This is a genomic window from Nocardia kruczakiae NBRC 101016, assembly GCF_001612965.1.
GTDB classification, from domain to species: Bacteria; Actinomycetota; Actinomycetes; order Mycobacteriales; family Mycobacteriaceae; genus Nocardia; species Nocardia kruczakiae.
In genome coordinates, this window is sequence record NZ_BDBL01000024.1 from 65,694 (window position 1) to 90,601 (window position 24,908).

Genomic DNA, 24,908 nt, shown 5'->3' on the forward strand with positions numbered 1-24,908 from the left:
CCCCGAAACGCCGAACGCGGCGGCCGTCGCACTGGACGGCCGCCGCGCCGGGACTTCGCTACTCGATGCGGGGTACTAGCTCGGCACCTTCTCGAGCTCGGCCACGTGATGGGACTTCGAGCCCCAGCCCACGTGCGCCTCGGCCCGCATGCGCTCCACCATGTGCGGGTAGTGCAGCTCGAACGCCGGACGCTCGGAGCGGATCCGCGGCAGCTCGTAGAAGTTGTGCCGCGGCGGCGGGCAGGTGGTGGCCCACTCCAGCGAGTTGCCGTAACCCCACGGATCGTCCACGGTCACGACCTCGCCGTAGCGGTAGCTCTTGAAGACGTTCCAGATGAACGGCAGCGTCGAGGCACCGAGGATGAAGGCGCCGATCGTGGAGATCGTGTTCAGGGTGGTGAAACCGTCGGTCGGCAGGTAGTCCGCGTAACGACGCGGCATGCCCTCGTTACCCAGCCAGTGCTGCACCAGGAAGGTGGTGTGGAAGCCGACCATGGTGGCCCAGAAGTGCCACTTGCCCAGGCGCTCGTCCAGCATGCGGCCGGTCATCTTCGGGAACCAGAAGTAGATTCCGGCGAAGGTGGCGAACACGATGGTGCCGAAGAGCACGTAGTGGAAGTGCGCGACCACGAAGTAGGTGTCGGACACGTGGAAGTCCAGCGGCGGGCTGGCCAGGATGACGCCCGACAGACCACCGAAGAGGAAGGTCACCAGGAAGCCGACCGAGAACAACATCGGTGATTCGAAGGTCAACTGCCCCTTCCACATGGTGCCGATCCAGTTGAAGAACTTCACACCGGTCGGAACCGCGATCAGGAAGGTCATGAACGAGAAGTACGGCAGCAGCACCGCACCGGTGGCGTACATGTGGTGCGCCCACACCGCGATCGACAGCGCCGCGATGCCCAGGGTCGCGTAGACCAGGGTGGTGTAACCGAAGATCGGCTTACGGCTGAAGACCGGGAAGATCTCGGACACGATGCCGAAGAACGGCAGCGCGATGATGTACACCTCGGGGTGGCCGAAGTACCAGAACAGGTGCTGGTAGAGCAGCGAACCGCCGGTGGCCGGGTCGTAGATGTGGCCGCCCAGGTGACGGTCGTAGGCCAGCGCCATCAGCGCGGCGGTCAGCAGCGGGAAGGCCAGCAGCACGAGGACGCTGGTGACGGCGATGTTCCAGGTGAAGATCGGCATCCGGAACAGGGTCATACCCGGGCAGCGCAGGCAGACGACGGTGGTCAGCATGTTGACACCACCGAGGATGGTGCCCAGACCGGAAACGGCCAGACCCAGAATCCACAGGTCGGCGCCGACACCCGGGGAGTGCACGATGTCCGACAGCGGGGTGTAGGCGGTCCAGCCGAAGTCGGCGGCGCCACCGGGGGTGATGAAACCCGCGGTCGCCATGGTCGCGCCGAACAGGTACAGCCAGTAGCTGAACGCGTTCAGACGCGGGAAGGCGACGTCGGGCGCACCGATCTGCAGCGGCAGCACGATGTTGGCGAAGCCGAACACGATCGCGGTCGCATAGAACAGCAGCATGATCGTGCCGTGCATGGTGAACAGCTGGTTGAACTGCTCCGGCGACAGGAACTGCAGACCCGGACGAGCCAGCTCACCACGCATCAGCAGGGCCATCAGACCGCCGATCATGAAGAACGACATCGCGGTCACCAGGTACATCACACCGAGGACCTTCGGGTCCGTGGTGGTGACGGCCTTGTAGATGAACGAACCCTTCGGGCCCAGTCGTGCCGGATACGGCCGTGTCGCTTCCAGCTTGGGGACTGGCTGGGGCTCTACAGCAGTCACTGATCCTCCTGAAGGTGTGCCTTCTGCTCGTTTCGCACGCTCGTGCGTTCCGGCGCATGACGAAACGACGGTGGCTTGCGCTAGAGGCATCGTAAACCGTGGCGTCGCAGGCGTCCGACGGGGTCCTACTCTGTGTCGTATTCGCCGCGGGGACGGTGCCGCAATCATCCTGCACGTGGGCGCATGTACCCTACGCTGCATGCCGGTGAGCGAACGCGTCTCCACCCGAAAGCCCAAGACCCGCAAGCGCACCAGTGCGCGCCGGCTCGCGCTCGGCGGTGCGGCCGTGGGCGCCGTGGCCGTCCTGGTCACCGGTTGCGGCACCGGGGGCGACGACGCGTCGAGTTCGATCGTCCGGACCACCACCAATATCGCCGGCGCGAGCGTGGTCGGCATCGAGCGCGACACCACTCACGCCTGCGCCCTGCCCAGCGCCCCCGACCAGGCCTCGGGCACCCACACGGTGGCGGGGACCCAGGTGCCCGCGGATCCGAAACGCATTGTCGTGCTGGATACCGCGGCGCTGGACGCGGTCTGCGCGGTGGGCCTGTGGGAGCGGGTCGTCGGCGCGACCACCGCGGCCGGACCGGCGCCGCAGCCGAACTATCTGGGCACCGGCGTCCTGAAGATCCCGGGCGTGGGGACCTCCGGGGCGGTGGACACGGCCAAAATCTCCGCGCTGCAACCGGATCTGATCCTCGGCGCCGCGGGTGACGGGGATCTCGCCGCGCTGCGCGGGATCGCCCCGACCGTCCTGGTCGAACAGCGCGGCTGGCAGGACGATTTCACCGCTTACGCAGAGGCCCTCGGTCGCGGTTCGGCGGGCGCGAAGGCGCTCGCGGACTACCGCACGGACGCCCGCGAAACCGGGGCCTCGATCGCCGCCAACCTGTCGCAGGCGTCGGTGATCCGCTTCTCCCCCAAGGATATTCAGGTCCAGGGCACCGACACGTTCGCGGGACAGGTACTCGCCGACGCCGGCGTGCAGCGCCCGGGCGCCCAGCGCGATCACTCGTTCACGGTGGACAGCCTCGCCACCGAGAGCGACCGCAACAAGATCGAGGGCGACATCATCTATCTGATGTTCGACGGCCCCGACGGTAGGAGCCACGGCGAATCGGTGATGAAGAGCGACGACTGGAAAAAGCTCGGCGCGATCGTCGACAAACGCGATTTCGCCGTCGAGGACGACCTCTGGCACGGTTCCGGACTCACCGCGGCGCGGGCCATCCTCGACGACCTGCGCAAGACGCTGAACGGGTATGTGACGGACTGAGCCGATGACGCGCCGTGGCCGATGCGGCATGCGTCGGCCGCGGTTCAGCGACCGTCCGCGTCGCCCGCCCGGCGCTCGATACGCGACGACGTGTTCGGCCGGCCCGCCGGTGGTCGGCGCGGATCGTCGGCGGCCGCGCGTGGGCGGAGCGCGTAGGCGGGCACCAACTGGTCGGTGAGATGCAGCGGCGTCCGCCCGTCCGCATAACAGACCGAGAAATTCACCCGGCCCAGCCACTCGCCGCTGAATGAGGGCACCCAGTGCGTCAATGTCCCCGGCCGCTCCCCCGTCATATCCAGCCCCGCCCCGTTGACGTGCCGGGGCGTGCCCGGATCCCGGATGAGAATCGCGTCCAACCGCACCCACACCGGTTTCGGCGGCTGCACGAGCACCCGGTAGTAATAGCCGGCCTCGTTCGGATACTGCAGCTGCGGTTCGGTCCCCTCGGTCCGCGGAACATCCTCCGGAAGCCGTCGCGGCGCCCGGCCGGAGAACCCATCGGCCGCCTGCTCCGACGACACACCCTCACCGGAACTCGAACACATATTCGAATAATACCGAGCGGTCGGCCCGATCGACACCCGACCCACCACATCGCGGGACATACCGCGTCCGCCACGTCATGATGGGCCGGGTGGGCACACTTCTCGTCCTGGTGAACGGTCTTCCGGGTGCCGGCAAATCGACCGTCGGGCGAGCGCTGGCGCAGGTATCGGGCGCCCGGTTCCTCTCGAAGGACGCGGTCAAGGAGGCGCTGGCGACCTGCGTCGAGGACCCGGCCGGCCTTACGGATCTGGGCGGTATCGCGATGGACGCGGTGTGGTCGCTGGCGCGGACGATCCCCGCCTCGGTGGTCATCGATTCCTGGTGGTTCGCACCGAGAGACCGGGAATTCGCCCGCGCCGGTATCGAGAAGGTGGGTGCGGACCGGGCCGTCGAAGTGTGGTGCGACGTCCCGGCGCACGTCGCGAGGGCCCGCTACACGCGGCGGCGTCGCGCCGACTTCTTCCACGACGGCGAACGCCTGAGCACCCAGTGGGACGTCTGGGCGGAACAGGCGACGCCCTTGCACCTCGTTCCGGTCGTCGTCGTCGATACGACCGTCCCGGTCGACTACACCGATTTGGTCGAACGAATCGAGCGGGCCACCGACGATACACCGCCCCGCCGGGCACCGAATCTCCTTCCACCCCAGCGCACTTGACCGATCCCAGCTGTCGGCAGCGACCGAAGCCTCCGCCCACCGCAGAGCCCTCGGGATGTCGCCCACCTCAGGCGCGGTCGTGGATGGTGACGGCATATCCGTCGGGATCGGCGAAGGTGAAGGTGCGGCCGAAGGGGCCATCCGCGGGTGCGGCGAGGATCGAGACTCCGGCCGCGGCCAGATGATCGTGCACTTGCTGCGCGTCGCCGGCGTGCAGCCACAGTGCGACCCCGGCGCCCGGGCGCGGCGCGACGGCATCGAGATCGACCCCGGGCAGCGGCGTCCGCACCGCGAAAGACACCGGGGCCGTGTCGAATACGACCGCGCCGGGCGGGCTCGCCGGAGCGCGGCGCAATCCGAGATGCGTCTCGTAGAACTCGGCCGCCGCATCCACATCACGCACCTGCAGGGCGATGAAGTCGGGTCCGGTCACAGTAGACATTGGGCTTCTCCTTCTATGTCAGGGTTCTGACATAGAAGAGTATGTCAGAATCCTGACATGCCGCAAGAGAAGGTGGACCTCGATTCGTCCGTGGGTTATGTCCTCAAACAGGCCGCCGCGGCTTTGCGCGGCGCCATGGATACCGCCCTGCGGCCGTTGGGCCTGAGCGTGCCGCAATACGCATGCCTCGAATTGCTGGGTCAGCGACCGGGGCTGTCCGCCGCGGAGCTGGCTCGCGGCGCGTTCGTCACACGCCAATCCATGCATACGGTGCTGCAAGGACTCGAGGATCGCGGTCTCCTGGAACGCCCATCCGCCGCACCGCACGGACGGGCCTTACCGACCCGACTCACCGACGAGGGCGCCCGCCTGCTCGCGCGGGCCAGTCACGTCGTCGCAGAGGTCGAAGGCCGGATGATCGCGGCTCTGCCCGCAGGCAACGCAGAACGCCTGCACCGAGACCTGACCACGTGCGCGGAAGCTCTCGATCCGACGAAGCACTGAACGGCCCCATCCGCCCCAGAAGTCGGCCGGCACACGGAGCCTCCCCTACATAAGCGAAACCCGGACGTACGCAATGCGATACGCCCGGGTTGTCACGCGAGAGCGAAACTCAGAACTCCCAGTCCTCGTCTTCGGTGTTGACCGCCTTGCCGATGACGTAGCTGGAACCGGAGCCGGAGAAGAAGTCGTGGTTCTCGTCGGCGTTCGGGGACAGCGCCGAGAGGATCGCCGGGTTGACGTCGGTCTCGTCGCGCGGGAACAGCCCCTCGTAGCCGAGGTTCATCAGCGCCTTGTTGGCGTTGTAGCGCAGGAACTTCTTGACGTCCTCGGTGAGGCCGACCTCGTCGTAGAGGTCCTGGGTGTATTCGACCTCGTTCTCGTACAGCTCGAACAGCAGCTCGAAGGTGTAGTTCTTGAGCTCGTCCTGTTCGGCGCCGGTGAGGTCTTCCAAGCCCTTCTGATACTTGTAGCCGATGTAGTAGCCGTGCACGGCCTCGTCGCGGATGATCAGGCGGATCAGGTCGGCGGTGTTGGTGAGCTTGGCGCGCGAGGACCAGTACATCGGCAGGTAGAAACCGGAGTAGAACAGGAAGCTCTCCAGCAGCGTGGAGGCCACCTTGCGCTTGAGCGGCTCGTCGCCCCGGTAGTACTCGAGCACGATCTCGGCCTTGCGCTGCAGGTTCGGGTTCTCCTCCGACCAGCGGAAGGCGTCGTCGATCTCACGGGTGGAGCACAGCGTGGAGAAGATGGAGCTGTAGCTCTTGGCGTGCACCGACTCCATGAACGCGATATTGGTCAGCACCGCCTCTTCGTGCGGAGTCCGCGCATCCGGGATCAGGCTCACCGCACCGACCGTGCCCTGAATGGTGTCCAGCAGCGTCAGACCCGTGAACACGCGCATGGTCAACTGCTTCTCGTGCGCGTTCAGCGTGTTCCACGACGGAATGTCGTTGGATACCGGAACCTTCTCCGGCAACCAGAAGTTGCCGACGAGCCGGTCCCAGACCTCGGCATCCTTCTCGTCGGGCACCCGATTCCAGTTGATCGCAGACACTCGATCGATCAGCTTCACGCCCGCTCACTCACCCTTCCCGCTTCGCCGGTCATTGTACGCTCGGACACTACTCCTAGTGGGCCTCCGCTCAGCACAGCACAAGGGCTTGTGTCTCCCACATCCTGGGCAAATGCGTTCCGGGGTGGGAAGTTCCACACCGCGGCCGCGAGCGAATGACGAGCGCGCGATGCACAGGCTACTGCCGCCCCACGGCCGCAGCAATGATGCCGAAAGTTTGCCATCGCGGTCCACGCCCGGGATGTGGTGTGCACTAACCGTGCAAACCTCGTCGGCTTGCGCAGATTTCTCACATTGGCACGGAGGTTTGCACGAAAAGTTCACCCGGACGAGCCGCGCTCACTCGCTCAGCAGCAGTTCGGCCACGGCCTGCGGGGCCTCGTGCATGGCGTCGTGGCCGGTCGGGAGGTCGTGGACCAGCCATTCGGGGTCGGCTTGCAGGCGGGTGCGGAGGCCGGCGAAGGGGGTGTCTTCCCAGCCCGAACAGTAGACGAACTCTCGGCGCGGGACTCGGGCGAATGCGCCGGTGAGCCGGACCGTCTGCATGAAGGACGCGAGAGGGTGGGGGCGGCGGCGGGGGTCGCCGTTGCCGGGTGGGTGGACGGCGTAGCCGGTGGTCGCGGCGCCGGCGGCGAAGACCTGGCGGAAGTGGTCGTTCGTCGCGGACCAGCACGATTCGCCGTCGCGGGGGACGTACGCGTCGAGATGCACCAGGCGGGAGATCCGGCCGCCGGCGCGGTCGGCGGCCGCGGCGATCACCATTCCGCCGTAACTGTGACCGACCAGCGTCACGTCGGTGAGGTGGGCACGGTCGAGGAACCGCACGACGTCGTCGGCGTGGGTGTCGAGGGTGGTCGTCGCGACCGTCGCGGCGTCGTCGTCCGGCCGCAGACCGGTCAGGGTCAGGGCGTGGACGGTGTGACCGGCTTGCTCCAGGAACGGAACCACCGTCTCGAACGACCAGGAACCCTTCCAACCGCCGGGCACCAAAACGTATGTCCCCATGTGCTTTTCCCACTTTCTCCAGCCGCGGAGTCGAGGCACTCCGCCTCGATCACTTCGCGTGGAGACAGTCTCACCGGCGGGGAGAATGGCTTGCTACCGATAGAAAGCCATTCGGTACCTGTTCGACGCCAACCTCGCCGGGTGCCCCTGTATCTGCTCCCTGAGTGCGCGGTTCCGGCTCAGATCCCCAGTACGAGCTTCGCGGTCGTGAAGTAGATGATCAGCCCGGTCGCATCGACCAGCGTCGTCACCATGGGCGCGGAGATGACCGCCGGGTCGATGCGTAATTTCTTGGCCAGCAACGGCATCGTGCCGCCGATGGTCGCGGCCCAGCCACAGATGATCACCAGGGTGATGCCGACGACCAGTGCGATCTGCGCGCCGACGAACGCCGCGCCGATGACCATGCCGACCACCGCGAGCATCGAGCCCAGCACCAATCCGACCCGGCATTCGCGCCAGATGACCTTCAGCAGATCCGATACCCGCACCTCGCCGACGGCCAAGGCCCGCACGCACGAGGTCGCCGCCTGCGCACCGGCATTGCCGCCCGCGCCGATCAGCAGCGGAATGAACAGCGCCAGATTCGCGGCCTGGGCCAGCGTCGCCTCGAACGCGTCGGTGACCGTGACCGTCAGGGTGGCCGCGACCAGCAGCAACAGCAACCACATCGCGCGGTAGCGGGCCAGCTGGAATACACCGGCGGCCATATAGTGCCCGGACCAGGGGCTGGCACCGGCCTGCCGCGCCATATCCTCGCTGTCGGCGGCCTCGATGACCTCGACCGCGTCGTCGATGGTCAGCAGTCCGACCAGCCGATCCTCACTGTCGACGACCGGCAGGTTGATCAGGTTGGTCTCGCGCATGAGCCGCGCCGCCTTCTCCGCGGCATCGGTCGCGCGGGCGAAAACCGGTGCGGTGACCACGAGTTCGGTCAGCATCGCGCCGGGATCGCTGAGGACCAGTTCACGCATCTCGACCACGCCGGTGAGCCGGCGACCGCCGTCCACCACCGGCAGCGTGTACACGGTCTCGGCATGGGTGCCCTTGGTGCGAACCACCCGCAGCGCCTGTTCGACGGTCAGATCACAGTGCAGCGCAACGACTTCCGGCGTCATATAGCGACCGACCGACCCCTCGGGGTAGCCGAGCAGCGCCGCGGTCATCCGCCGTTCGCGCGGACTCAGCCCGGCCAGCACCTTCTTCGCGACCGTCGCGGGAGCCTCGCGCAGCATCCGGGCCCGGTCGTCGGGATCCATGCCTTCGACCAGTTCCCGGAAGCTCTGATCGCGCATTCCGGACAGGATCTGCTGCTGGTCGACCGGCTCGAGCTCCTCGAACACCGCCAGCGCCCGGTCCTTGTCGAGCAGCCGGAACGCGATGCCGGCGTGCACGGCGTCCATGCGCGCGAGTTCGTCGGCGATCCGATGCGGGGCGTGGTCGTCCAACCAGTTCAGCGCGGCGTCGACGCGGCGGTCGTCGATGAGGTCGCGAAGCGAGACGTGATCCGAATGCTGTTCGGCGACAGTCGTTTCGGCGGTGGCGGCACCGCAGACCGCCGAATCGGCCGGCACAGGGGTCGCCACGTGTCCGTCATCCGGGACATCAGGGCGTGCGGGCGCGGCAAAGAACAGATCGGTCGACATGACAGAACCTCGGCATACTGCGAGTGGGTACGGGGTCACGGATCACACCGCGAGGCACCGACCTCGCCACCGAAAGCTCTACCGGCAGAACAGGAGGACGGCGCCGCGCGGCCTTCGACTCGGGGGTTCGCTACGCACAGCCACCCACCTCCTCATCGCCAGCACTTCACCGTCAGAGAATTTCGCGTCCGATGCCGATCGGCACCGCTGTGACCTGCACCATTGCCGGGCCGACGCGGGGGCGCACAGCGCCCGCCTGCATGCTACTCCTCCGCACGCCCAACTACGAACCGAACGACACCGAGGTCCGGAAACGCCGACGGGCGCCCCGGCCGGAACCGGGGCGCCCGTGGCGCAATCCTCACAACATACAGCTGACGCAGCCCTCCACTTCCGTACCCTCCAAAGCCATTTGGCGGATGCGGATGTAGTACAGGGTCTTGATTCCCTTGCGCCAGGCGTAGATCTGGGCCTTGTTGACGTCGCGGGTGGTGGCGCTGTCCTTGAAGAACAGGGTCAGCGAGAGGCCCTGGTCCACATGCTGGGTGGCGGCGGCGTAGGTGTCGATGATCTTCTCGTAGCCGATGTCGTAGGCGTCGGCGAAGTAGTCGAGATTGTCGTTGGTCAGGTAGGGGGCCGGGTAGTAGACGCGGCCGATCTTGCCTTCCTTGCGGATCTCGATCTTCGACGCCACCGGGTGAATCGAGCTGGTGGAGTGGTTGATGTAGGAGATCGATCCGGTCGGCGGCACCGCCTGCAGGTTCTGGTTGTAGATGCCGTGCTCCATGACCGAGGCCTTCAGCTCGCGCCAGTCCTCCTGGGTCGGAATGTGCACGCCCGCCTCGGCGAAGATCTCCCGCACGCGGTCGGTCTTCGGCTCCCATGCCTGTTCGGTGTACTTGTCGAAATATTCGCCGCTGGCGTACTTCGATTCCGGGAAACCGCCGAAGGCCGTGCCGCGCTCGATGGCGAGCTTGTTGGACGCCCGCACCGCGTGGTAGGCGACGGTGTAGAAGTAGATGTTGGTGAAATCCACACCTTCTTCGGATCCGTAGTGGACCCGCTCGCGCGCCAGATACCCGTGCAGGTTCATCTGGCCCAGCCCGATCGCGTGGGATTCGTTGTTGCCCTGTTCGATCGAGGGCACCGAATAGATGTGGGTCTGATCCGAGACCGCGGTCAGCGCCCGGATCGCGACCTCGATGGTCTGCCCGAAATCCGGTGAGTCCATGGCCTTGGCGATATTGAGCGAGCCCAGGTTGCAGGAGATGTCCTTGCCGACCTTCGCGTAGGACAGGTCGTCGTTGAACACCGACGGCGTGGAGACCTGCAGGATCTCCGAGCACAGGTTGGAGTGGGTGATCTTGCCCTTGATCGGGTTGGCCCGGTTCACCGTGTCCTCGAACATGATGTAGGGGTAGCCGGATTCGAACTGCAGTTCGGCGATGGTCTGGAAGAACTCGCGGGCGTTGATCTTCGACTTGCGGATGCGCTTGTCGTCGACCATCTCGTAGTACTTCTCGGTGACGTCGATATCGGCGAACGGCACACCGTAGATGCGCTCGACGTCGTAGGGCGAGAACAGGTACATGTCCTCGTTCTTCTTCGCCAGCTCGAAGGTGATGTCGGGAATCACCACACCCAGCGAGAGCGTCTTGATGCGGATCTTCTCGTCCGCGTTCTCTCGCTTGGTGTCGAGGAAGCGGTAGATGTCGGGGTGGTGCGCGTGCAGGTACACCGCACCCGCACCCTGGCGCGCGCCGAGCTGATTGGCGTAGGAGAAGGAGTCCTCGAGCAGCTTCATGATGGGGATGACGCCGGAGGACTGGTTCTCGATCTTCTTGATCGGCGCGCCGTGCTCGCGAATGTTGCTCAGCAGCAACGCGACTCCGCCGCCGCGCTTGGACAGCTGCAGCGCCGAGTTGATGGAGCGCCCGATGGACTCCATGTTGTCCTCGATGCGCAGCAGGAAGCACGAGACCGGTTCGCCGCGCTGCTTCTTGCCCGAGTTCAGGAACGTCGGCGTGGCCGGCTGGAAGCGGCCGTCGATGATCTCCTCGACGAGCTGCCGGGCGAGGATCTCGTCACCGGCGGCCAGGGTCAGCGCGACCATGCAGACCCGGTCCTCGAACCGCTCCAGATAGCGCTTCCCGTCGAAGGTCTTCAGCGTGTAGGACGTGTAGTACTTGAAGGCGCCGAGGAAGGTCGGGAACCGGAACTTCTTGGCGTAGGCCTGCTGGAACAGCTTCTTGACGAAGGCCCGGCTGTACTGGTCGAGCACCTCGGGCTCGTAGTAGTTCTCCTCCACGAGGTAGTCGAGCTTCTCGTCGAGGTTGTGGAAGAAGACGGTGTTCTGGTTGACGTGCTGCAGGAAGTACTGCCGAGCGGCGGCGACATCCTTGTCGAACTGGATCTCACCGTTGGGTCCGTACAGATTCAGCATCGCGTTGAGCGCGTGGTAGTCCAAGCCCTCGGTCGAGGTCTCGGTGCTGACCGGGCGCTCTAGGCGGGCCGTCTTTCCGGCCGGTGCTGTTGTCGTTGCCAAAACAATCCCAATCCCTCTCGGACGCGCTCGACGTCCTCGGCGGTTCCCATCAGTTCGAAGCGATACAGGTACGGCACCCCGCATTTGCGCGAGATGACCTCTCCCGCATAGCAATACGTATCGCCGAAGTTCGTGTTGCCGGCCGCGATCACCCCGCGCAACAGCGCACGATTATGCGGATCGTTGAGGAACTTCGCCACCTGTCTGGGCACGAATTCCTTGTCCGAACGACCGGCTGCCCCCTCGCCGCGCTGCGCGTCGAACACGTGCCGGCCGCCACCGTAGGTGGGGCAGATCAGCACATACGGCGTGTCGACGCGCAGCGAATCGGCGGTGTGGAGCGGAATGCGAACGGCCGGCAAACCCAGCCGTTCGACGAAGCGGTGCGTGTTCTCCGACGCGCTCGAGAAGTAGACCAGAGCGGGTGTCGATTGGGTCCCTTCCCCGGACAACCCAGCCATCCCGCTCCCCTTCCCACGTCGGACGAACGGCGACCGAAGCGGATCAGGCCGCGGCGGTCACCAGGGACTTGATGCGGTCCGGACGGAAACCGGACCAGTGCTCGTCGCCGGCGACGACGACGGGGGCCTGCAGATAACCCAGCGCCATCACGTAGTCGCGGGCCTCGGGGTTCTCGGAGATATCCACGACCTCGTACTCCACACCGGCCTTGTCGAGCGCGCGGTAGGTGGCGTTGCACTGGACACAAGCGGGCTTGGTGTAGACCGTGATACTCATGGGTGACCCTCTCTCCTTGCCTTATCCGATGCAGCCTTGAATCGGTACGCCATCTGCTGTGAGCATCCGTACTGAGCACGATCCATCCGGTACTGCGCAAACCTCTGGAAGTAGGGACACCCCCGGCGATCACACGGTGATGATCGGCTCGGAGTTCGTCTCTCCTTCCAGCGCTCAAGACACTACACCTAGTGGCCGACAGATTCCTACGACACGACATGTTGCGAACCACAAAGATGAAATTCGACGTCCGTAAGTACCAGGACAGTCGATTCGCAACCCGACACGACAGTGGCGCAGATCACGATTTCATGTCCAGCTCTTTCTCAGCAAACCCACTGCCATCTTTGGTCACATCGGTCACGCCGACCTCAACATGCCCACTGCGACACACCCGGAACAGCCGAGTGCCGCGCCCGTTCCGGAGAACGAACGCGGCACCCTGCCATGCTTCTTCGGCGTGTCGGCGCCGGACCGGATCAGCCCTGGCGAGCCTTGAACCGCGGCTCCTTCTTGTTGATCACATAGGTCTTGCCACGGCGCCGCACCACCTGGGCGCCCGGCTTGTCCTTCAGCGAACGCAGCGAGTTCCGCACCTTCATGACGACCTCCTATTGGAAATGGTTTTCATATCCTATAGAGCCGGGTGCCGCGGCCGTTAGGACGCCCGTCACGTCGAGCCCGACCGATGACCGCCCCAACGCCACAGAGGGGCCGCACCGTCGGGTGCGACCCCTCGAAAGCTCGAGCCGGATACCGTCTCACACTCAGGCGTTGACCGATTCCCGCGCGGCAACCAGTTCGGTGATCGCGGCGGCGAGCTGGGTCAGAGCCTCCGCGTCCTCGCGCGGATGGGCCTCGCCGAAGCGCTGGCCGATGGTGCCGAAGTGCAGGTGCGCGCTCTCCACGACGGTGCCGCCGGCCACGCCGACCGCCTTCACCGTGTCACCGTGCGCCCACTTCGCGGCGTTCTGGCTGATCGAGGCGCTGATCACGGCGACCGGCTTGGCCTTGATCGAACCCGCGCCGTAGGGACGCGAGGCCCAGTCGATGGCGTTCTTGAGCACGGCCGGGATGGTGCCGTTGTATTCGGGGACGAACAGCACCAGCGCGTCGGCGGCGGCGACGGCGTCACGCAGCGCCTGCGCCGGCGCGGGCACCTGACCCGGTACGTCGATGTCCTCGTTGTAGAAAGGAATATTCCCGAGACCGTCGTAGATATCGACCTCGACACCTTCCGGTGCGGTCTGGGCGGCGGCCTCGGCCAGCTGCCGGTTGATCGAACCGGCACGCAAGCTGCCGACGAGAGCCAGAATGCGAGTCTGTGACATGATCACTCCTTGTGCGGTGGGGCGGCGGTGGCTTCCGCTTTCACGACACGTTAACCGGACTACGGTCCGCTTTCATTCCCGGGTCATGGGGTAACCGAACTGTGAACTGCGACACTCCGGATTCGCCGCCGTCGAATTCGTCCCATTCATCCGATCCGCCCGCCTCGGATCCGGTTTTCGCCGCCGTGCCGCGTCCCGGCACACTGCCGCTGGAGGCCGTGGCCATCGAACTGCCGCCGTCCTCGATCACCACCGCGCTGCCGGTGGCCGAGCACTCCGAACGCAGCGATGCCGTACGCAACCGGCAACTGCTGCTCGACGCCGCCGAGGAACTGGTCCGCGAATTCGGCGCGGACGGCGTCACGATGGACGCGGTCGCGAAACGCGCGGGCGTCGGCAAGGGCACCGTGTTCCGGCGATTCGGCAATCGCTCCGGTCTCATGCTGGCGCTGCTCGACCAGTCCGAGCAGAAACTGCAGGCGGGGTTCATGTTCGGGCCGCCTCCGCTGGGACCGGGCGCCCCGCCGCTGCAGCGGCTGATCGCCTACGGACGCGCCCGTCTGGCCGGGATCGAGGTGGAGGGCGAAATGCGCCGCGCAGCGGACGAATCCGGCCGCTACGCCAGCGCGCCGTACAACATCTCGAAAACCCATGTCTCGCTGCTGCTTCGGCAGCTCGAGGTGGGCGGCGATATCGCGCTGACGGCCGACACACTGCTGGCCATCCTCGACGCCGGCCTGGTGCTCCATCAACTGCGGGTCCTGGGTTATCGTCCCGAACAGATCGCCGACCACTGGGAAAACGTGGTGCGCGCACTCGTGGCGCCCGCCCAGTAGAGTGGCCCCATGGGGAACCTGCGCGAACAGATCATCGCCGAATTGGGTGTCGCGGCCGGGATCGAGCCGAAGGTCGAGGTGCGACGCCGCGTCGAATTCCTGGCCGACTATCTGAGTTCCACGCCGGCAACGGGTTTCGTGCTCGGCATCAGCGGTGGTCAGGACAGCACGCTGACCGGCAAACTGTGCCAGCTCGCCGCCGAGGAGCTGCGGTCCCGTGGCCGAGATGCCACATTCGTCGCGGTCCGGCTCCCCTACGGCACCCAGGCCGATGCCGAGGATGCCGAGGTGGCACTGGATTTCATCCGACCCGACCGCTCGGTCGAGGTCAATGTGAAACCGGGCGCCGACGCGGTGGCGGCCGCCACCGCCGAGGGTGTGCGCGAGCTGCTCGGCGAACAGGCCCAGTTGCGCGATTTCGTCCGCGGCAATATCAAGGCCCGCGAGCGCATGGTGATCCAGTACGCGGTTGCCGGACAGCTGAATCTACTGGTCGTGGGCACCGACCATGCCGCCGAAGCGGTGACGGGATTCTTCACCAAGTACGGCGACGGCGGCGTCGACATCACTCCGCTGACCGGCCTGACCAAGCGGCAGGGAGCGGCGCTGCTGCAGGAGCTGGGCGCGCCGCCGCGGCTGTGGCAGAAGGTCCCCACAGCCGACCTCGAAGACGACCGCCCGGCCCTGCCGGACGAAGAGGCGCTGGGCCTGAAATACAGCCAGATCGACGACTACCTCGAGGGTAAGGACGTCTCACCGGAGGTCGCCGAGCGCGTCGAGGAGATCTACCGCAACACCAGGCACAAGCGCACCGTTCCGGTGTCGCCGCTGGACACGTGGTGGAAAGAGAGCTGATCCGCCCGTCAGCCGCCCGCGAACGGTGGTAGTACATCGACGCGGGCGGTCAGGCGCGTGTTGTCGTCGCGGGTGAGTTCCTCGCCGACGAGGTACGCGCAGACCTTCAGCATCGGATCCAGGTCGGCGCCGTAGGCCGAGCGCAATGCGGAGCGCAGATCACCGACCGTTGCCGACTCGGGCAGGTCGAGATGTTCGCTGGATTTGCCGACCGCGTCGGCGATCGCGGCGAAATATCTGACCTCAACCACCGATGGCTCCCATCGTTCGTTCCGGGGGAACGAAATCGGCGGCGTCGATGCCGTGCCCGGCCCATTTGTTCCACATCGCGCCGCGCCACAGCCGCGCCAGTTCGTCGTCGCTCGCGCCGGCGCGCAGCAGTGAACGCAGATCATATTCCTGGTCGCTGAACAGGCAGGATCGGATCATGCCGTCGGCGGTCAGGCGGGTGCGGTCGCAGTCGCCGCAGAATCGGCGGGTGACCGAGGCGATGATGCCGACGGTGGCCGGACCGCCGTCCACCAGCCAGGTCTCCGCCGGGGCGGACGGGTCGGCGCGCCCGGCCTCGGTGAGGGTGAAGGCCGTGCCGAGAACGTCGAGCAGTTCGGCCGCGGTGACCATGTTGGTCCGCGCCCATTCGTGATCGGCGTCGAGCGGCATCTCCTCGATGAAGCGCAGTTCGCATCCCTCGTTCAGACACCACCGCAGCAGATCGACCGCACCCGAAAGGGTTTCGCGCATCAGGACGGCATTGACCTTGACCGGGTAGAGCCCGGCGGCATGGGCGGCGCGGATGCCGGTCAGCACCGAACCGAGCCGATCCCGGCGGGTGAGCCGGGCGAATCCGGCGGGGTCGACGGTATCGAGGGAGATGTTGACCCGGCCGAGTCCCGCGGCCGCCAGCGCGCGAGCGCGATGTTCCAGCCCGACGCCGTTACTGGTCATGGCCAGCGGTGTGTCGGGAACGGCGGCATGACATCCGGCGATGATCTGCTCGAGATCGCGCCGCATCAGCGGCTCGCCGCCGGTGAAGCGCACCTCGCGGACACCCAGCCGCCGCACCGCGAGTTCCACCAGACGCACGATCTCCGTGGCCGAGAGCAATTCGTCGGCCGGAATGGCCGGCAGCCCCTCCTCCGGCATGCAGTACGTGCAACGCAACGAGCACTTTTCGGTGATCGATACGCGCAGATCCCGGGCTGTACGCCCGAATCTGTCGACGAGCAGGTCCGTGTCGGGCCGTCCGTCCAGCGAGGGCCGCCCGCCCCGGACGGCGGGAATCCCCATGAGAACGACGGTCACTCCTCCATTATGCGGGCCACCCCCACCTCACGTCCCGCAAGTCACCACCTGTGAGGTAGCCGAGCACCCCGGAGCAAGCGAACGCGGAGGCCGATCACCCGATCCGCACCCACCCGCAGGGGTGAACCGCCGACGGTCTCGGCCCAGAGGGCCGAGACCCGCCGCAGCGAAGCGGAGGCCAAAGACAGAGCTAGGCTGACGTCTATGAGTCAGCCTGCCAAGACTGTGGCTCGGTCCGTCGAGGATCATCGGGAGCGGATCGAACAGTTGCTGCGACCGCTGGCGACGCGGCAGGTGGAGCAGTTGGCGTTGCACGGGGCGCGGGGGCGGATGCTGGCCGAGGATGTGCGGTCGCCGCTGGATCTGCCGGTATTCCGCAATTCGGGGATGGACGGCTATGCGGTCCGGGCGGAGTCGGTAGCGGTGACGCCCGTGACGCTGCCGGTGGCCGGCGTGGTGGCCGCCGGTCAGGGCGGCCCGGACCGATTGCCGGACGGGGCGGCGGTCAAGGTGATGACGGGCGCGCCGATTCCGCCGGGCGCCGATTGTGTGGTGCCGGTGGAGGACACCCGCGCCGTCGACGGCGGGGTGTCGATCGAACGCGGCCGCAACGCGGGCGATTTCGTGCGCGAGGCGGGTACCGATATCCGCCGCGGTGAGTTACTGGTGGCGGCCGGGTCGTTGTTGTCGCCGCATCGGATCGCGGCGCTGGCGGCGGTGGGGATCAGCTCGGTGACGGCGGCGCGGCGGATCCGGGCGGCGGTCCTGACGACGGGCGACGAGCTGGTATCGGCGGGTGTCGCGTTGCGTCCTGGTCAGATCTACAACTCGAACGGCATCGCGCTGGCTGCTGCCTTGGGCGCCAACGGAATCGACGTGGTGGATGTTTCGCACAGCCGCGACGATCCGGGCGAGTTCCGCCGCAAGTTGTCGGTCGCGACGGCGGCCGCGGATGTGGTGTTCACTTCGGGTGGGGTGTCGCAGGGCGATTTCGAAGTGGTCAAGGAAGTGCTGGCCGATTTCGGCGGCGAGTTCGGTTCGGTGGCCGTTCAGCCCGGCGGTCCGCAGGGCGTCAGTGTGGTCGACGGGATTCCGATTCTGAGTTTTCCGGGTAATCCGGTGAGCACGATGGTGTCGTTCGAGGTGTTCGCGCGGCCGATCCTGCGGCAGCTGAGCGGATTGGCCCCGGTGCCGAATTACGAGGTGGCGCTGTTGGATCCGGTGCGTTCCCCGGCGGGCCGGCGCCAGTTCCTGCGGGGCCGGCGCGAAGGTGCGGGGGTGCGTTCGGTGTCGGGCCCCGGGTCGCATCTGGTGGCGGCCATGGCCCAGGCCGATGTTCTGATCGAGATCCCGGCCGAGGTCACCACTGTGGCAGCCGGTTCGCTGGTGAGGGTGCGCGAACTGTGAACGAACTGCCTGATGCCGGCACCTTGTCGCATGTCGATGCGGAAGGCCGGGCGCGCATGGTCGATGTGAGCGCCAAGGCCGAGACGACACGGGTAGCGGTCGCGGCCGGCCTGCTGCGGACGACGCCCGAGGTGGTGGCGCTGGTGCGCGCCGACGACTTGCCGAAGGCCGATGTGCTCTCGACGGCCCGCATCGCCGGTATCTCGGGGGCGAAGAAGACCTCGGAGCTGATTCCGCTGTGTCATCAGCTGGCGCTGTCGTCGGTGGATGTGCGCTTCGGTTTCGCCGAGTCCGCGATCACGATCGAAGCGCGCGCGAAGACGAAGGGCCCCACCGGCGTCGAGATGGAGGCGCTCACCGCGGTCGCCATCGCCGGCCTCACGCTGCACGACATGGTGAAGGCGGTGGATCCGGCGGCCGTGCTGGACGGTGTGCGCCTGCTGACGAAAGACGGTGGTAAGCGCGGTCATTGGGAACGGCCGGATGCCACCCGGCCCGAAGATGGTGCGGTATCGGCTGATTCGTTCGCCGCACCCACACCGGATCTCGACGCGCCCGCACACCGGGAGCCGGCCACCGGCGCTGCACACGACCGCGCCCACACCGACCACCCCGCGGCCGGAGCTCCGCCGCAACCGAAAGCCGTGGCGCCCACGGAACACCGGCAACGCCACGCACATCGGACGCCCGAGGTTCAGCCGGCCCGGCAGCAGGCGGAATCGCCCGAGAGCGCGCACCCCGCCCCCGGCGGACATCACGGCGATGCGGCGTACGGCGCGACGCACTCCGGCGAGGGCTCCCGGACCGCGGTCGTGGTCGTCGCCTCGACCGGCGTCGCGGCCGGTACCCGGGTCGACAAGACCGGTCCGGTTCTGACGGAATGGCTTGCGGGACTGGGCTTTTCCGTACGCGGACCGCTGGTCTACGCCGACGCCGAGATCGCGGCCGGCCTGCGCGACGCCCTCGACGGCGCGCCGGGACTGGTGATCACCACCGGCGGTACGGGCGCCTCGCCCTCCGATGCCACTCCGGAGGCGACGCTGGCGGTGCTGGATCGGGAATTGCCGGGCGTGGCCGAGCTGATCCGCCAGCGCGGCACGGCCGCATTTCCGTTGGCCGCCTTGAGCCGTGGCGTCGCCGGCCTGTCCGGCACTACGGTGGTCGTGAATCTGCCCGGTTCACCGGGTGGGGTCCGCGACGGGATCGCGGTCCTGGAACCGTTGCTGGATCATCTGCTGGCCCAGGTCGCCGGAGGAGGCCGCCATGAGTGAGTACACGCCGCTCACCCGCATCAGCGATCAGCCGTTGCAGCCCGAGGAGGTCGAGCGCGCGGTCACCGGACCCGAACACGGCGCGGTCGTCGTCTTCACCGGCAAGGTCCGCGATCACGATGGCGGACAGGCGGTTTCGGCCCTGGAGTATTCGGCCCACCCCGAGGCGGAGAAGTTCTTGGCCCGGGTGTGTGCCGAGGTCGGGAAGTCCGCCGGCCTGCCCGTCGCGGCGGTGCACCGGGTGGGCGCGCTGACCGTCGGTGATCTGGCGATCACCGTGGCGGTCGCCGCACCGCACCGCCGCGAGGCCTTCGAGACGTGCGCGGAATTGGTCGACCGCATCAAGCACGAGGTGCCGATCTGGAAGCGCCAACTGTTCGCCGACGGCATGTCCGAGTGGGTCAACGCCTGCGGCTAGGTAGGCGGAGTCAGCGTGCTTGCCGGCCGGGTTTCGCCTCGGTCGCGGGCGCGGTCTCGGTGAGATTCGCTTCGATGCGGCGCAGCGCCCGGAAGAGCGCGGCGCGTTCGGCGGCGCTGAACGATGTCAGCGCCCGTTCGGTGAGCCGCGCACTCTCGGCTTCGATCTCGTGCTCCAGGTCGCGCCCGCGCGCGGTCAGATGCAGGCGGACCAGTCGGCGGTCGGTGGGATGCGGTTCACGGCGGACCAGTCCGGCCGCTTCCATCCGGGTGGTCGCCCGGGTGACCGTGGGCGTCGCCAGGCCGAGTCGTTTGGCCACCTGACCGGGCGTCAGACCGTCTTCCTGCCAGAGCTGTCGCAGGATGAACTGCTGGCCCTCGTACACGCCGTGCCGGGCGTAGGCGGCGGCCGCCGCCACGGCGAGGGCGTGTTTGGTGGACCAGAACGCGGTCTGGAAGTCGTCGTCGGTCATGGTGTGTTCAGCGTAGAGGTGTTGTTTTCGTTAGCCGACTCACGTTATAGTCGTTGCCCGGCTAATAACTTTGAACGGGAGACACACGTGCACATCGGCATCGCGCTCACCGACTTCTCCTGGCCTATCCCGGGCAGCGGCATCGGTTCGGCGGTCACGGACCTCGCGCAGGCCGCCGACGCGTCGGGGATCGACAGCCTCTGGGTGATGGACCACTTCTTCCAGATCGGCATCAGCGGGCATCCGCCGGAGTCGCCCATGCTCGAGGCCTACGCCGCGCTGGGATTTCTCGCCGGAATCACCGACCGCATCCGGCTCGGCACCCTGGTCACGGCGGTGCCCTATCGCCACCCCGGCGTGCTGATCAAATCCGCGACCACCCTCGACATACTCAGCGGCGGCCGCCTGATCTTCGGCGTCGGCGCCGGGGCGCCCTTCGACCCGGAACCGATGGGACCACGCACCACGTTCGAGGCCGAGGGTCTGGGCATTCCGTTCCCGCGCCTACCGCGACGCTTCGAACAGTTGGAGGAACTCCTGCAGATCGCACACCGCATGTGGAGCGAGGACGAGACGCCCTTTCGGGGCAACCATTACGAGTTGGCGCGGCCGCTCAATTCACCGAATTCGATCCAGCGCCCGCATCCGCCGATCCTGATCGGCGGCAGCGGCGAACGCAAAACCCTGCCGCTGGTGGCGCGATATGCCGACGCCTGCAATCTCTTCGACCTCCCCGGTACCGGCTACGCCGACAATCTGGCGCACAAACTCACGGTGCTGCGGCGCCGGTGCGACGAGATCGGCCGCGACTATGCCACGATCGAGAAGACCGTCACCACGGCCCTGGATATCGACGCGGGTCACGGACCCGTGCTGGAGCATCTGAAAACTCTGGCCGCCGCGGGAATGGACCACGTGATTCTCGGACCGGACGGGCCATGGACCCCGCCGCGCCTGGAACGCCTGATCGAGATGGCGCCCGATATTCACGCGCTCTGATTTTCAGCCACTCCGATCCGTGTCGCCCCTCGGCACATACCGCCACACCGGCAGCAACACCTGTTCGTCCAGCGGTTCCGGTCCGGTGTGGGTGGTGGCGTGCAGACGGGCGGTCGCGGATTCCGGATCGAGTCCGGATCCGATGAGCACCAAACGGGTTTCGCGGGTTTCGCCGCGCGACCACGCCGCCGGCTCGAAGACCAGATGCCGGCCGACCATGTGCAGCAAGAACTTTCGGCTCTCACCGCCCACGCCGAAGGCGGTGGCGCCCTTGGCGCGGAACAACCCCGGCGGCGGATCCTCGAGGAAGCCCACCAGACGGCGCGGATCGAGATCGGTTGTGGTGGTGAAGGATACGCTGTCGTAGCCGTCGTGCAGATGGTGGTGGCCGGGTTCGTCGTGATCGTGATCGTCGAGCAGTTCGTCGAACGACAGCTGGCGGGCGACCGTCGATTCGCCGCGTTCGGGCACATCGAACAGCAGCGGCGGATCGATGCGGCCGTGCGCGGTGGCATAGACCGGCGCCCCCGCGGTGATTCGCTCGATCTCGGCGCGCACTGCGTCCAGCCGTGCGGCCGGTACCCGGTCGGCCTTGTTCACTACGACCAGATCGGCCAGACGTAGATGTTTGGCCAGTTCAGGATGGCGGGCGCGGCTGTCGTCGAAATGCTCGGCATCCACGACCTCGATCAGTCCGCCGTAGCGAATGCGCGGATTGTCACTGCCGATGACCATGCGGATCAGATTGCGGGGTTCGGCCAGGCCGCTGGCCTCCACCACGATCACGTCGATGCCGTGGCGCGGCTCGGCGAGCCGGGCGAACATCTCGTCGAGTTCGGTCACGTCCACCGCGCAGCACACACAGCCGTTGCCCAGCGAGACCATGGCGTCCACCTGGCCCGCGACCAGCATCGCGTCGATGTTCACCGCACCGAAATCGTTGACCACTACCCCGATCCGGGCCTCGCGTCGCCGCAGCAGATGGTTCAGCAGCGTGGTCTTACCGGCTCCCAGAAATCCCGCGACCACCAGAACAGGTATGCGCCGATCCATTCGGCCGAGCTTACCCAGGCCCGGACGAGGACGTGCCCGCCCCTTCGTGCGGAGGGGCGGGCACGAACGGGACCGATTACTTGCTCGGCCCCAGGAGGGTGGAGACCAGGGTGTAGGCGAGATTCACCAGTTCGGAATCGAGCGCACCGTCGCCCAGGCCCAGCGATTTCGCCAGCGGCAGCAGCAGCCGCATCGCGGTGGTGGCGAGATTACCGGCGGCGGAACCGGATTGCGGCGTCTTCTGGGTGCCGTCGGTTCCGGGTGCCGTCGAGGTCTGCGGCGAGGCCCCGGACGTGCCCGGATCGGTGGTCGAATAGGTCCCCGGCGCCGTGTGATAGGTGCCGGCCGGAGCGCCTGCCGGATCCGAACCCGGTTGCGTGGTGGCCGGCGCGGACGGCGTGGTGCCGGAGTTCGGCGCGCCACGCAACGCGTCGGTTGCCGAATTCTGCTGCGGTGCAACCGAATTCTGAGCGCCCGAACTCTGAGCGCCCGAATTCTGGGTGCCGGAGTTCTGGGTACCGGAATTCTGCGTCGTCGATCCCTGCGGGGACGCACTCTCCGGCACGGCGTTCTGCGGTGCCGGACTCTGTGGTGCCGGACTCTGTGGTGCCGGACTCTGCGGGGTGGTGCTCGGCGACGTGGTGCTCTCCGACGCACCGGCCTGCGGCGCGCTCGCGGGACTGTCGGCCGGCGATGCGGCCGGGGACGTACCGCCCGGGGCCACTCCGATCAGATAACTCACCAGCCCGGTCGTGATCGCGATGGCGTGTTTGAGCTGCCCGTCGGGCTGCTCGAGCAATTTCGCGTCGTCGACATTCGCGCCGTTGCCCATTTCGATGAAGACATCGGGCACCTCGGTCAGCGCCGGACCCGCGATATCGGACCGGGTCTGCAGACCGTCGACCGCGCCGGCGTAATTCGCGGGCGTGAATCCGGCCTGTTTGTAGGCGTCGCGCACGGCGTTCGTGGCGACCTGGCCGGGACCGGATTGCGCCTGATTCGCCTTGGCGTCCGGGACCGGCAACTGCGGCACGATCAGATGGAATCCGTGGTCCTGTTCCGGTGCGCCGTCGGCGTGGATGCTGACGGCCACCGCGGCGCCGGAGTTGTTGGCGGCGGCCGCGCGTTCGTCGACGCATCCGCCCCAGCCGGTGTCGTCCTGGCGGCTCATCACGACCTGCGCGCCGAGCGCCTCGAGCGACTGCCGGACCAGCTGCGCCACATTCCAGTTGATGGTGTGCTCGGGCACGCCGCCGCGGCTGGTCATTCCCGTCGTCTGGCACTCCTTGGTGCCGCCGCGCCCGTCGTTCACTTGACGATCGAGGTCTTCGGAGTGGTTCGTGCCCTGATGGCCCGGATCCAGAAATACCGTCTTACCCGCCAATCTGGTCGACATATCGGGATCTGCGGGCGCGGCCGGCGCGGCGAGAGCGGCGGCGGGCGCCAGCACACCGGCCGTGGTGACGGCGGCGACGGCGATCCTGACTCCGGTCTTGATGATGCGTGGATGGTTCATGTTCGGACGGCGCACCCGGGACGGGCACACCCCTCCCTTCCCACTAGTAACATCAAACCCAGTGGTTCACTGTTGCAACGGCAGCATCACATGCGCAAGCTCAGTTACTGAACCGTTACCCCTATCAGAGCAGTAGTGACACGCCATTTCCGCAGACACGCCGGTCGCACGGCGAATCCGATGTCAACCCCGGCGAGAAACGGACATTTCAGAGCTATCTCACCGCTGCCCGGACCGCTGGCGTCGCAGAACAACCGGCAGGTTTGTGTCGCTGACCACATGCGGCGGGATCCGAACCGAATGCGCATCATTGCCCGAATGTCGCTGCCGCCGTTCACTTCCGCGTAATCCGCCGATATCCAGGCCCGCGAGCGAAAAAACCGGAATGCTGAATCGGGATGATTCGCCAGAGTAATTCAATTCTGAAATACCGTTGTGTTGCACTCACTCTCGACGCTGCAGTACGTTCCCATCTCGCACCTCGGCGGTCGAACCGCATGTGGGTGCCGTCCCCGTGGGCGCGAGGGGATCCCGCGGGGACGTTCAGCGACGGCATTTCCGGACCTCCCGCACGCCGCTCGCCGGGCGTTGTCGAATCTCCAGATATTTCATCGATCCGGTCCGCGCCTATCGGAATTCTGATAGACCAAGGCCCCGGAAGATGCGGGGATCTTCTCCGGCCGCCCGATAGTCGACGGCCGTCTGCGAGATCGAGGAGGACCGCCGTGCGTGGACGCACGTTTGTGATCGCCGGGACCGTCGCGTCCGCGGTGACGATGCTCGGATCAGGCACCGCGGCCGCCGATCCGGCGACGACCATTCCCGGGGACGGGATCTACCGAGTCGGGGTCGATATCGCGCCCGGTATCTATCAGTCCGCGGGGCCGGCGGACCCGGCGCACGACTGTTCCTGGGAGCGCCTGTGGAAGATCCCCGAACCCGGTGATCCGCCGGACCCGAACGCCGCCATCGTCGCCAGCGACCGCACCCACACCACTCCGGTGCGGGTGCTGATCAAATCGTCGGATGTCGCGTTCGCCTCGGCCAACTGCGGCGGCTGGGTGATGATGCCGGCGCCGCCGCCGACCGGTTCCTACGGGCCGGGAGGGCTGTTCGGCAGCGAGTACTGAGCGAGGCCGATCCGGCGTGGTTCCTCCGATCGGAGGCGCCGCGCCGGATCCGGCACCCGCCGCCGGCCGCGTCC

The 24,908-nt window shown here is 66.9% G+C and carries 26 protein-coding genes; 10 read left to right on the forward strand and 16 right to left on the reverse strand.

Annotated features, from left to right (window positions below; all coding sequences use genetic code 11):
* Positions 1 to 75: 75 nt before the first annotated feature.
* The gene (gene ctaD / locus NK1_RS18070) at positions 76 to 1,812 is read right to left on the reverse strand and encodes an aa3-type cytochrome oxidase subunit I (protein WP_063010105.1); all 1,737 of its coding nucleotides are present in this window, start codon (positions 1,810 to 1,812) and stop codon (positions 76 to 78) included.
* 199 nt (positions 1,813 to 2,011) lie between these two features.
* On the opposite strand from ctaD, the gene NK1_RS18075 reads away from it, so the two are divergent.
* On the forward strand, positions 2,012 to 3,088 hold the full coding sequence (locus tag NK1_RS18075; RefSeq protein WP_063010107.1) for an ABC transporter substrate-binding protein: 1,077 nt from the start codon (positions 2,012 to 2,014) through the stop codon (positions 3,086 to 3,088).
* Between the two features lie 44 nt (positions 3,089 to 3,132).
* Here the strand turns inward: NK1_RS18075 and NK1_RS35305 are convergent, their stop codons facing one another.
* Positions 3,133 to 3,633, reverse strand: a complete 501-nt coding sequence (locus NK1_RS35305; RefSeq protein ID WP_063906037.1) for a hypothetical protein — start codon at positions 3,631 to 3,633, stop codon at positions 3,133 to 3,135.
* 89 nt (positions 3,634 to 3,722) lie between these two features.
* Here NK1_RS35305 and NK1_RS18085 point away from each other — a divergent pair, with 89 nt between their 5' ends.
* On the forward strand, positions 3,723 to 4,292 hold the full coding sequence (locus tag NK1_RS18085; RefSeq protein WP_167354272.1) for a P-loop nucleotide/nucleoside kinase family protein: 570 nt from the start codon (positions 3,723 to 3,725) through the stop codon (positions 4,290 to 4,292).
* A 67-nt stretch (positions 4,293 to 4,359) separates the two neighbouring features.
* On the opposite strand, the gene NK1_RS18090 is transcribed toward NK1_RS18085, so the two are convergent.
* Positions 4,360 to 4,734, reverse strand: a complete 375-nt coding sequence (locus NK1_RS18090; RefSeq protein ID WP_063010111.1) for a VOC family protein — start codon at positions 4,732 to 4,734, stop codon at positions 4,360 to 4,362.
* A 57-nt stretch (positions 4,735 to 4,791) separates the two neighbouring features.
* Here NK1_RS18090 and NK1_RS18095 point away from each other — a divergent pair, with 57 nt between their 5' ends.
* Complete coding sequence (locus NK1_RS18095; RefSeq protein ID WP_063010113.1) at positions 4,792 to 5,238, forward strand: MarR family winged helix-turn-helix transcriptional regulator; 447 nt, start codon at positions 4,792 to 4,794, stop codon at positions 5,236 to 5,238.
* Between the two features lie 109 nt (positions 5,239 to 5,347).
* Here the strand turns inward: NK1_RS18095 and nrdF are convergent, their stop codons facing one another.
* From nrdF to NK1_RS18135, 8 genes are all read right to left on the reverse strand, one after another.
* Positions 5,348 to 6,310 (reverse strand): class 1b ribonucleoside-diphosphate reductase subunit beta, encoded by a 963-nt coding sequence (gene nrdF, locus NK1_RS18100; RefSeq protein ID WP_063010115.1) that lies wholly within the window; start codon positions 6,308 to 6,310, stop codon positions 5,348 to 5,350.
* 339 nt (positions 6,311 to 6,649) lie between these two features.
* Positions 6,650 to 7,315: an alpha/beta fold hydrolase gene (locus NK1_RS18105; protein ID WP_063010117.1), complete on the reverse strand. Its 666-nt coding sequence runs from the start codon at positions 7,313 to 7,315 to the stop codon at positions 6,650 to 6,652.
* 179 nt (positions 7,316 to 7,494) lie between these two features.
* Positions 7,495 to 8,901: a magnesium transporter gene (gene mgtE, locus NK1_RS18110; protein ID WP_245660634.1), complete on the reverse strand. Its 1,407-nt coding sequence runs from the start codon at positions 8,899 to 8,901 to the stop codon at positions 7,495 to 7,497.
* Positions 8,902 to 9,322: 421 nt separating this feature from the next.
* Positions 9,323 to 11,428, reverse strand: coding sequence for a class 1b ribonucleoside-diphosphate reductase subunit alpha (gene nrdE, locus NK1_RS18115; RefSeq protein WP_218023140.1), 2,106 nt, complete (start codon positions 11,426 to 11,428; stop codon positions 9,323 to 9,325).
* A 35-nt stretch (positions 11,429 to 11,463) separates the two neighbouring features.
* Positions 11,464 to 11,967, reverse strand: a complete 504-nt coding sequence (gene nrdI, locus NK1_RS18120; RefSeq protein ID WP_051756104.1) for a class Ib ribonucleoside-diphosphate reductase assembly flavoprotein NrdI — start codon at positions 11,965 to 11,967, stop codon at positions 11,464 to 11,466.
* 43 nt (positions 11,968 to 12,010) lie between these two features.
* Positions 12,011 to 12,244 carry a redoxin NrdH gene (locus tag NK1_RS18125; RefSeq protein WP_030515663.1) on the reverse strand — a complete coding sequence of 78 codons (234 nt, stop codon included), beginning with the start codon at positions 12,242 to 12,244 and terminating at the stop codon, positions 12,011 to 12,013.
* 479 nt (positions 12,245 to 12,723) lie between these two features.
* Positions 12,724 to 12,846 (reverse strand): type B 50S ribosomal protein L36, encoded by a 123-nt coding sequence (gene ykgO / locus NK1_RS18130; protein ID WP_036504093.1) that lies wholly within the window; start codon positions 12,844 to 12,846, stop codon positions 12,724 to 12,726.
* A gap of 165 nt (positions 12,847 to 13,011) precedes the next feature.
* Entirely contained in the window at positions 13,012 to 13,575 is a 564-nt protein-coding gene (locus tag NK1_RS18135; protein WP_036504175.1) for an NAD(P)H-dependent oxidoreductase, read from the reverse strand.
* A gap of 224 nt (positions 13,576 to 13,799) precedes the next feature.
* Here NK1_RS18135 and NK1_RS18140 point away from each other — a divergent pair, with 224 nt between their 5' ends.
* Both NK1_RS18140 and nadE read left to right on the forward strand, forming a co-directional pair.
* On the forward strand, positions 13,800 to 14,411 hold the full coding sequence (locus NK1_RS18140) for a TetR/AcrR family transcriptional regulator (RefSeq protein WP_439955948.1): 612 nt from the start codon (positions 13,800 to 13,802) through the stop codon (positions 14,409 to 14,411).
* Between the two features lie 9 nt (positions 14,412 to 14,420).
* Positions 14,421 to 15,266, forward strand: coding sequence for an NAD(+) synthase (gene nadE, locus NK1_RS18145; RefSeq protein WP_063010121.1), 846 nt, complete (start codon positions 14,421 to 14,423; stop codon positions 15,264 to 15,266).
* An 8-nt stretch (positions 15,267 to 15,274) separates the two neighbouring features.
* Here the strand turns inward: nadE and NK1_RS18150 are convergent, their stop codons facing one another.
* Positions 15,275 to 15,517, reverse strand: a complete 243-nt coding sequence (locus tag NK1_RS18150) for a MoaD/ThiS family protein (RefSeq protein WP_063010123.1) — start codon at positions 15,515 to 15,517, stop codon at positions 15,275 to 15,277.
* A complete protein-coding gene (gene moaA, locus NK1_RS18155) occupies positions 15,510 to 16,568 on the reverse strand; it encodes a GTP 3',8-cyclase MoaA (protein WP_063010125.1) in 1,059 nt (352 codons plus the stop codon). Before moaA ends, NK1_RS18150 begins: the two co-directional genes overlap by 8 nt.
* A 204-nt stretch (positions 16,569 to 16,772) precedes the next feature.
* On the opposite strand from moaA, the gene NK1_RS18160 reads away from it, so the two are divergent.
* From NK1_RS18160 to NK1_RS18170, 3 genes are read left to right on the forward strand one after another with little or no spacing between them, the layout of a single operon-like run.
* Positions 16,773 to 17,975 carry a molybdopterin molybdotransferase MoeA gene (locus tag NK1_RS18160; protein WP_063010127.1) on the forward strand — a complete coding sequence of 401 codons (1,203 nt, stop codon included), beginning with the start codon at positions 16,773 to 16,775 and terminating at the stop codon, positions 17,973 to 17,975.
* Between the two features lie 56 nt (positions 17,976 to 18,031).
* On the forward strand, positions 18,032 to 19,246 hold the full coding sequence (moaCB, locus tag NK1_RS33850; RefSeq protein ID WP_063010235.1) for a bifunctional molybdenum cofactor biosynthesis protein MoaC/MoaB: 1,215 nt from the start codon (positions 18,032 to 18,034) through the stop codon (positions 19,244 to 19,246).
* Positions 19,239 to 19,664 carry a molybdenum cofactor biosynthesis protein MoaE gene (locus NK1_RS18170; protein WP_063010129.1) on the forward strand — a complete coding sequence of 142 codons (426 nt, stop codon included), beginning with the start codon at positions 19,239 to 19,241 and terminating at the stop codon, positions 19,662 to 19,664. Before moaCB ends, NK1_RS18170 begins: the two co-directional genes overlap by 8 nt.
* Positions 19,665 to 19,674: 10 nt before the next feature.
* Here the strand turns inward: NK1_RS18170 and NK1_RS18175 are convergent, their stop codons facing one another.
* Positions 19,675 to 20,136, reverse strand: a complete 462-nt coding sequence (locus tag NK1_RS18175) for a MarR family winged helix-turn-helix transcriptional regulator (RefSeq protein ID WP_063010131.1) — start codon at positions 20,134 to 20,136, stop codon at positions 19,675 to 19,677.
* Between the two features lie 87 nt (positions 20,137 to 20,223).
* On the opposite strand from NK1_RS18175, the gene NK1_RS18180 reads away from it, so the two are divergent.
* Positions 20,224 to 21,135: an LLM class F420-dependent oxidoreductase gene (locus tag NK1_RS18180; RefSeq protein WP_063010133.1), complete on the forward strand. Its 912-nt coding sequence runs from the start codon at positions 20,224 to 20,226 to the stop codon at positions 21,133 to 21,135.
* A 3-nt stretch (positions 21,136 to 21,138) separates the two neighbouring features.
* Here NK1_RS18180 and NK1_RS18185 read toward each other — a convergent pair whose 3' ends face one another.
* Together NK1_RS18185 and NK1_RS18190 are read right to left on the reverse strand one after the other, a co-directional pair.
* Positions 21,139 to 22,188, reverse strand: coding sequence for a CobW family GTP-binding protein (locus NK1_RS18185; RefSeq protein WP_063010134.1), 1,050 nt, complete (start codon positions 22,186 to 22,188; stop codon positions 21,139 to 21,141).
* A gap of 76 nt (positions 22,189 to 22,264) precedes the next feature.
* Entirely contained in the window at positions 22,265 to 23,704 is a 1,440-nt protein-coding gene (locus NK1_RS18190) for an N-acetylmuramoyl-L-alanine amidase (RefSeq protein WP_063010135.1), read from the reverse strand.
* Positions 23,705 to 24,429: 725 nt separating this feature from the next.
* Here NK1_RS18190 and NK1_RS18195 point away from each other — a divergent pair.
* Positions 24,430 to 24,834, forward strand: a complete 405-nt coding sequence (locus tag NK1_RS18195) for an Rv1352/Rv1906c domain-containing protein (protein ID WP_063010136.1) — start codon at positions 24,430 to 24,432, stop codon at positions 24,832 to 24,834.
* The last annotated feature ends 74 nt before the right edge of the window (positions 24,835 to 24,908 follow it).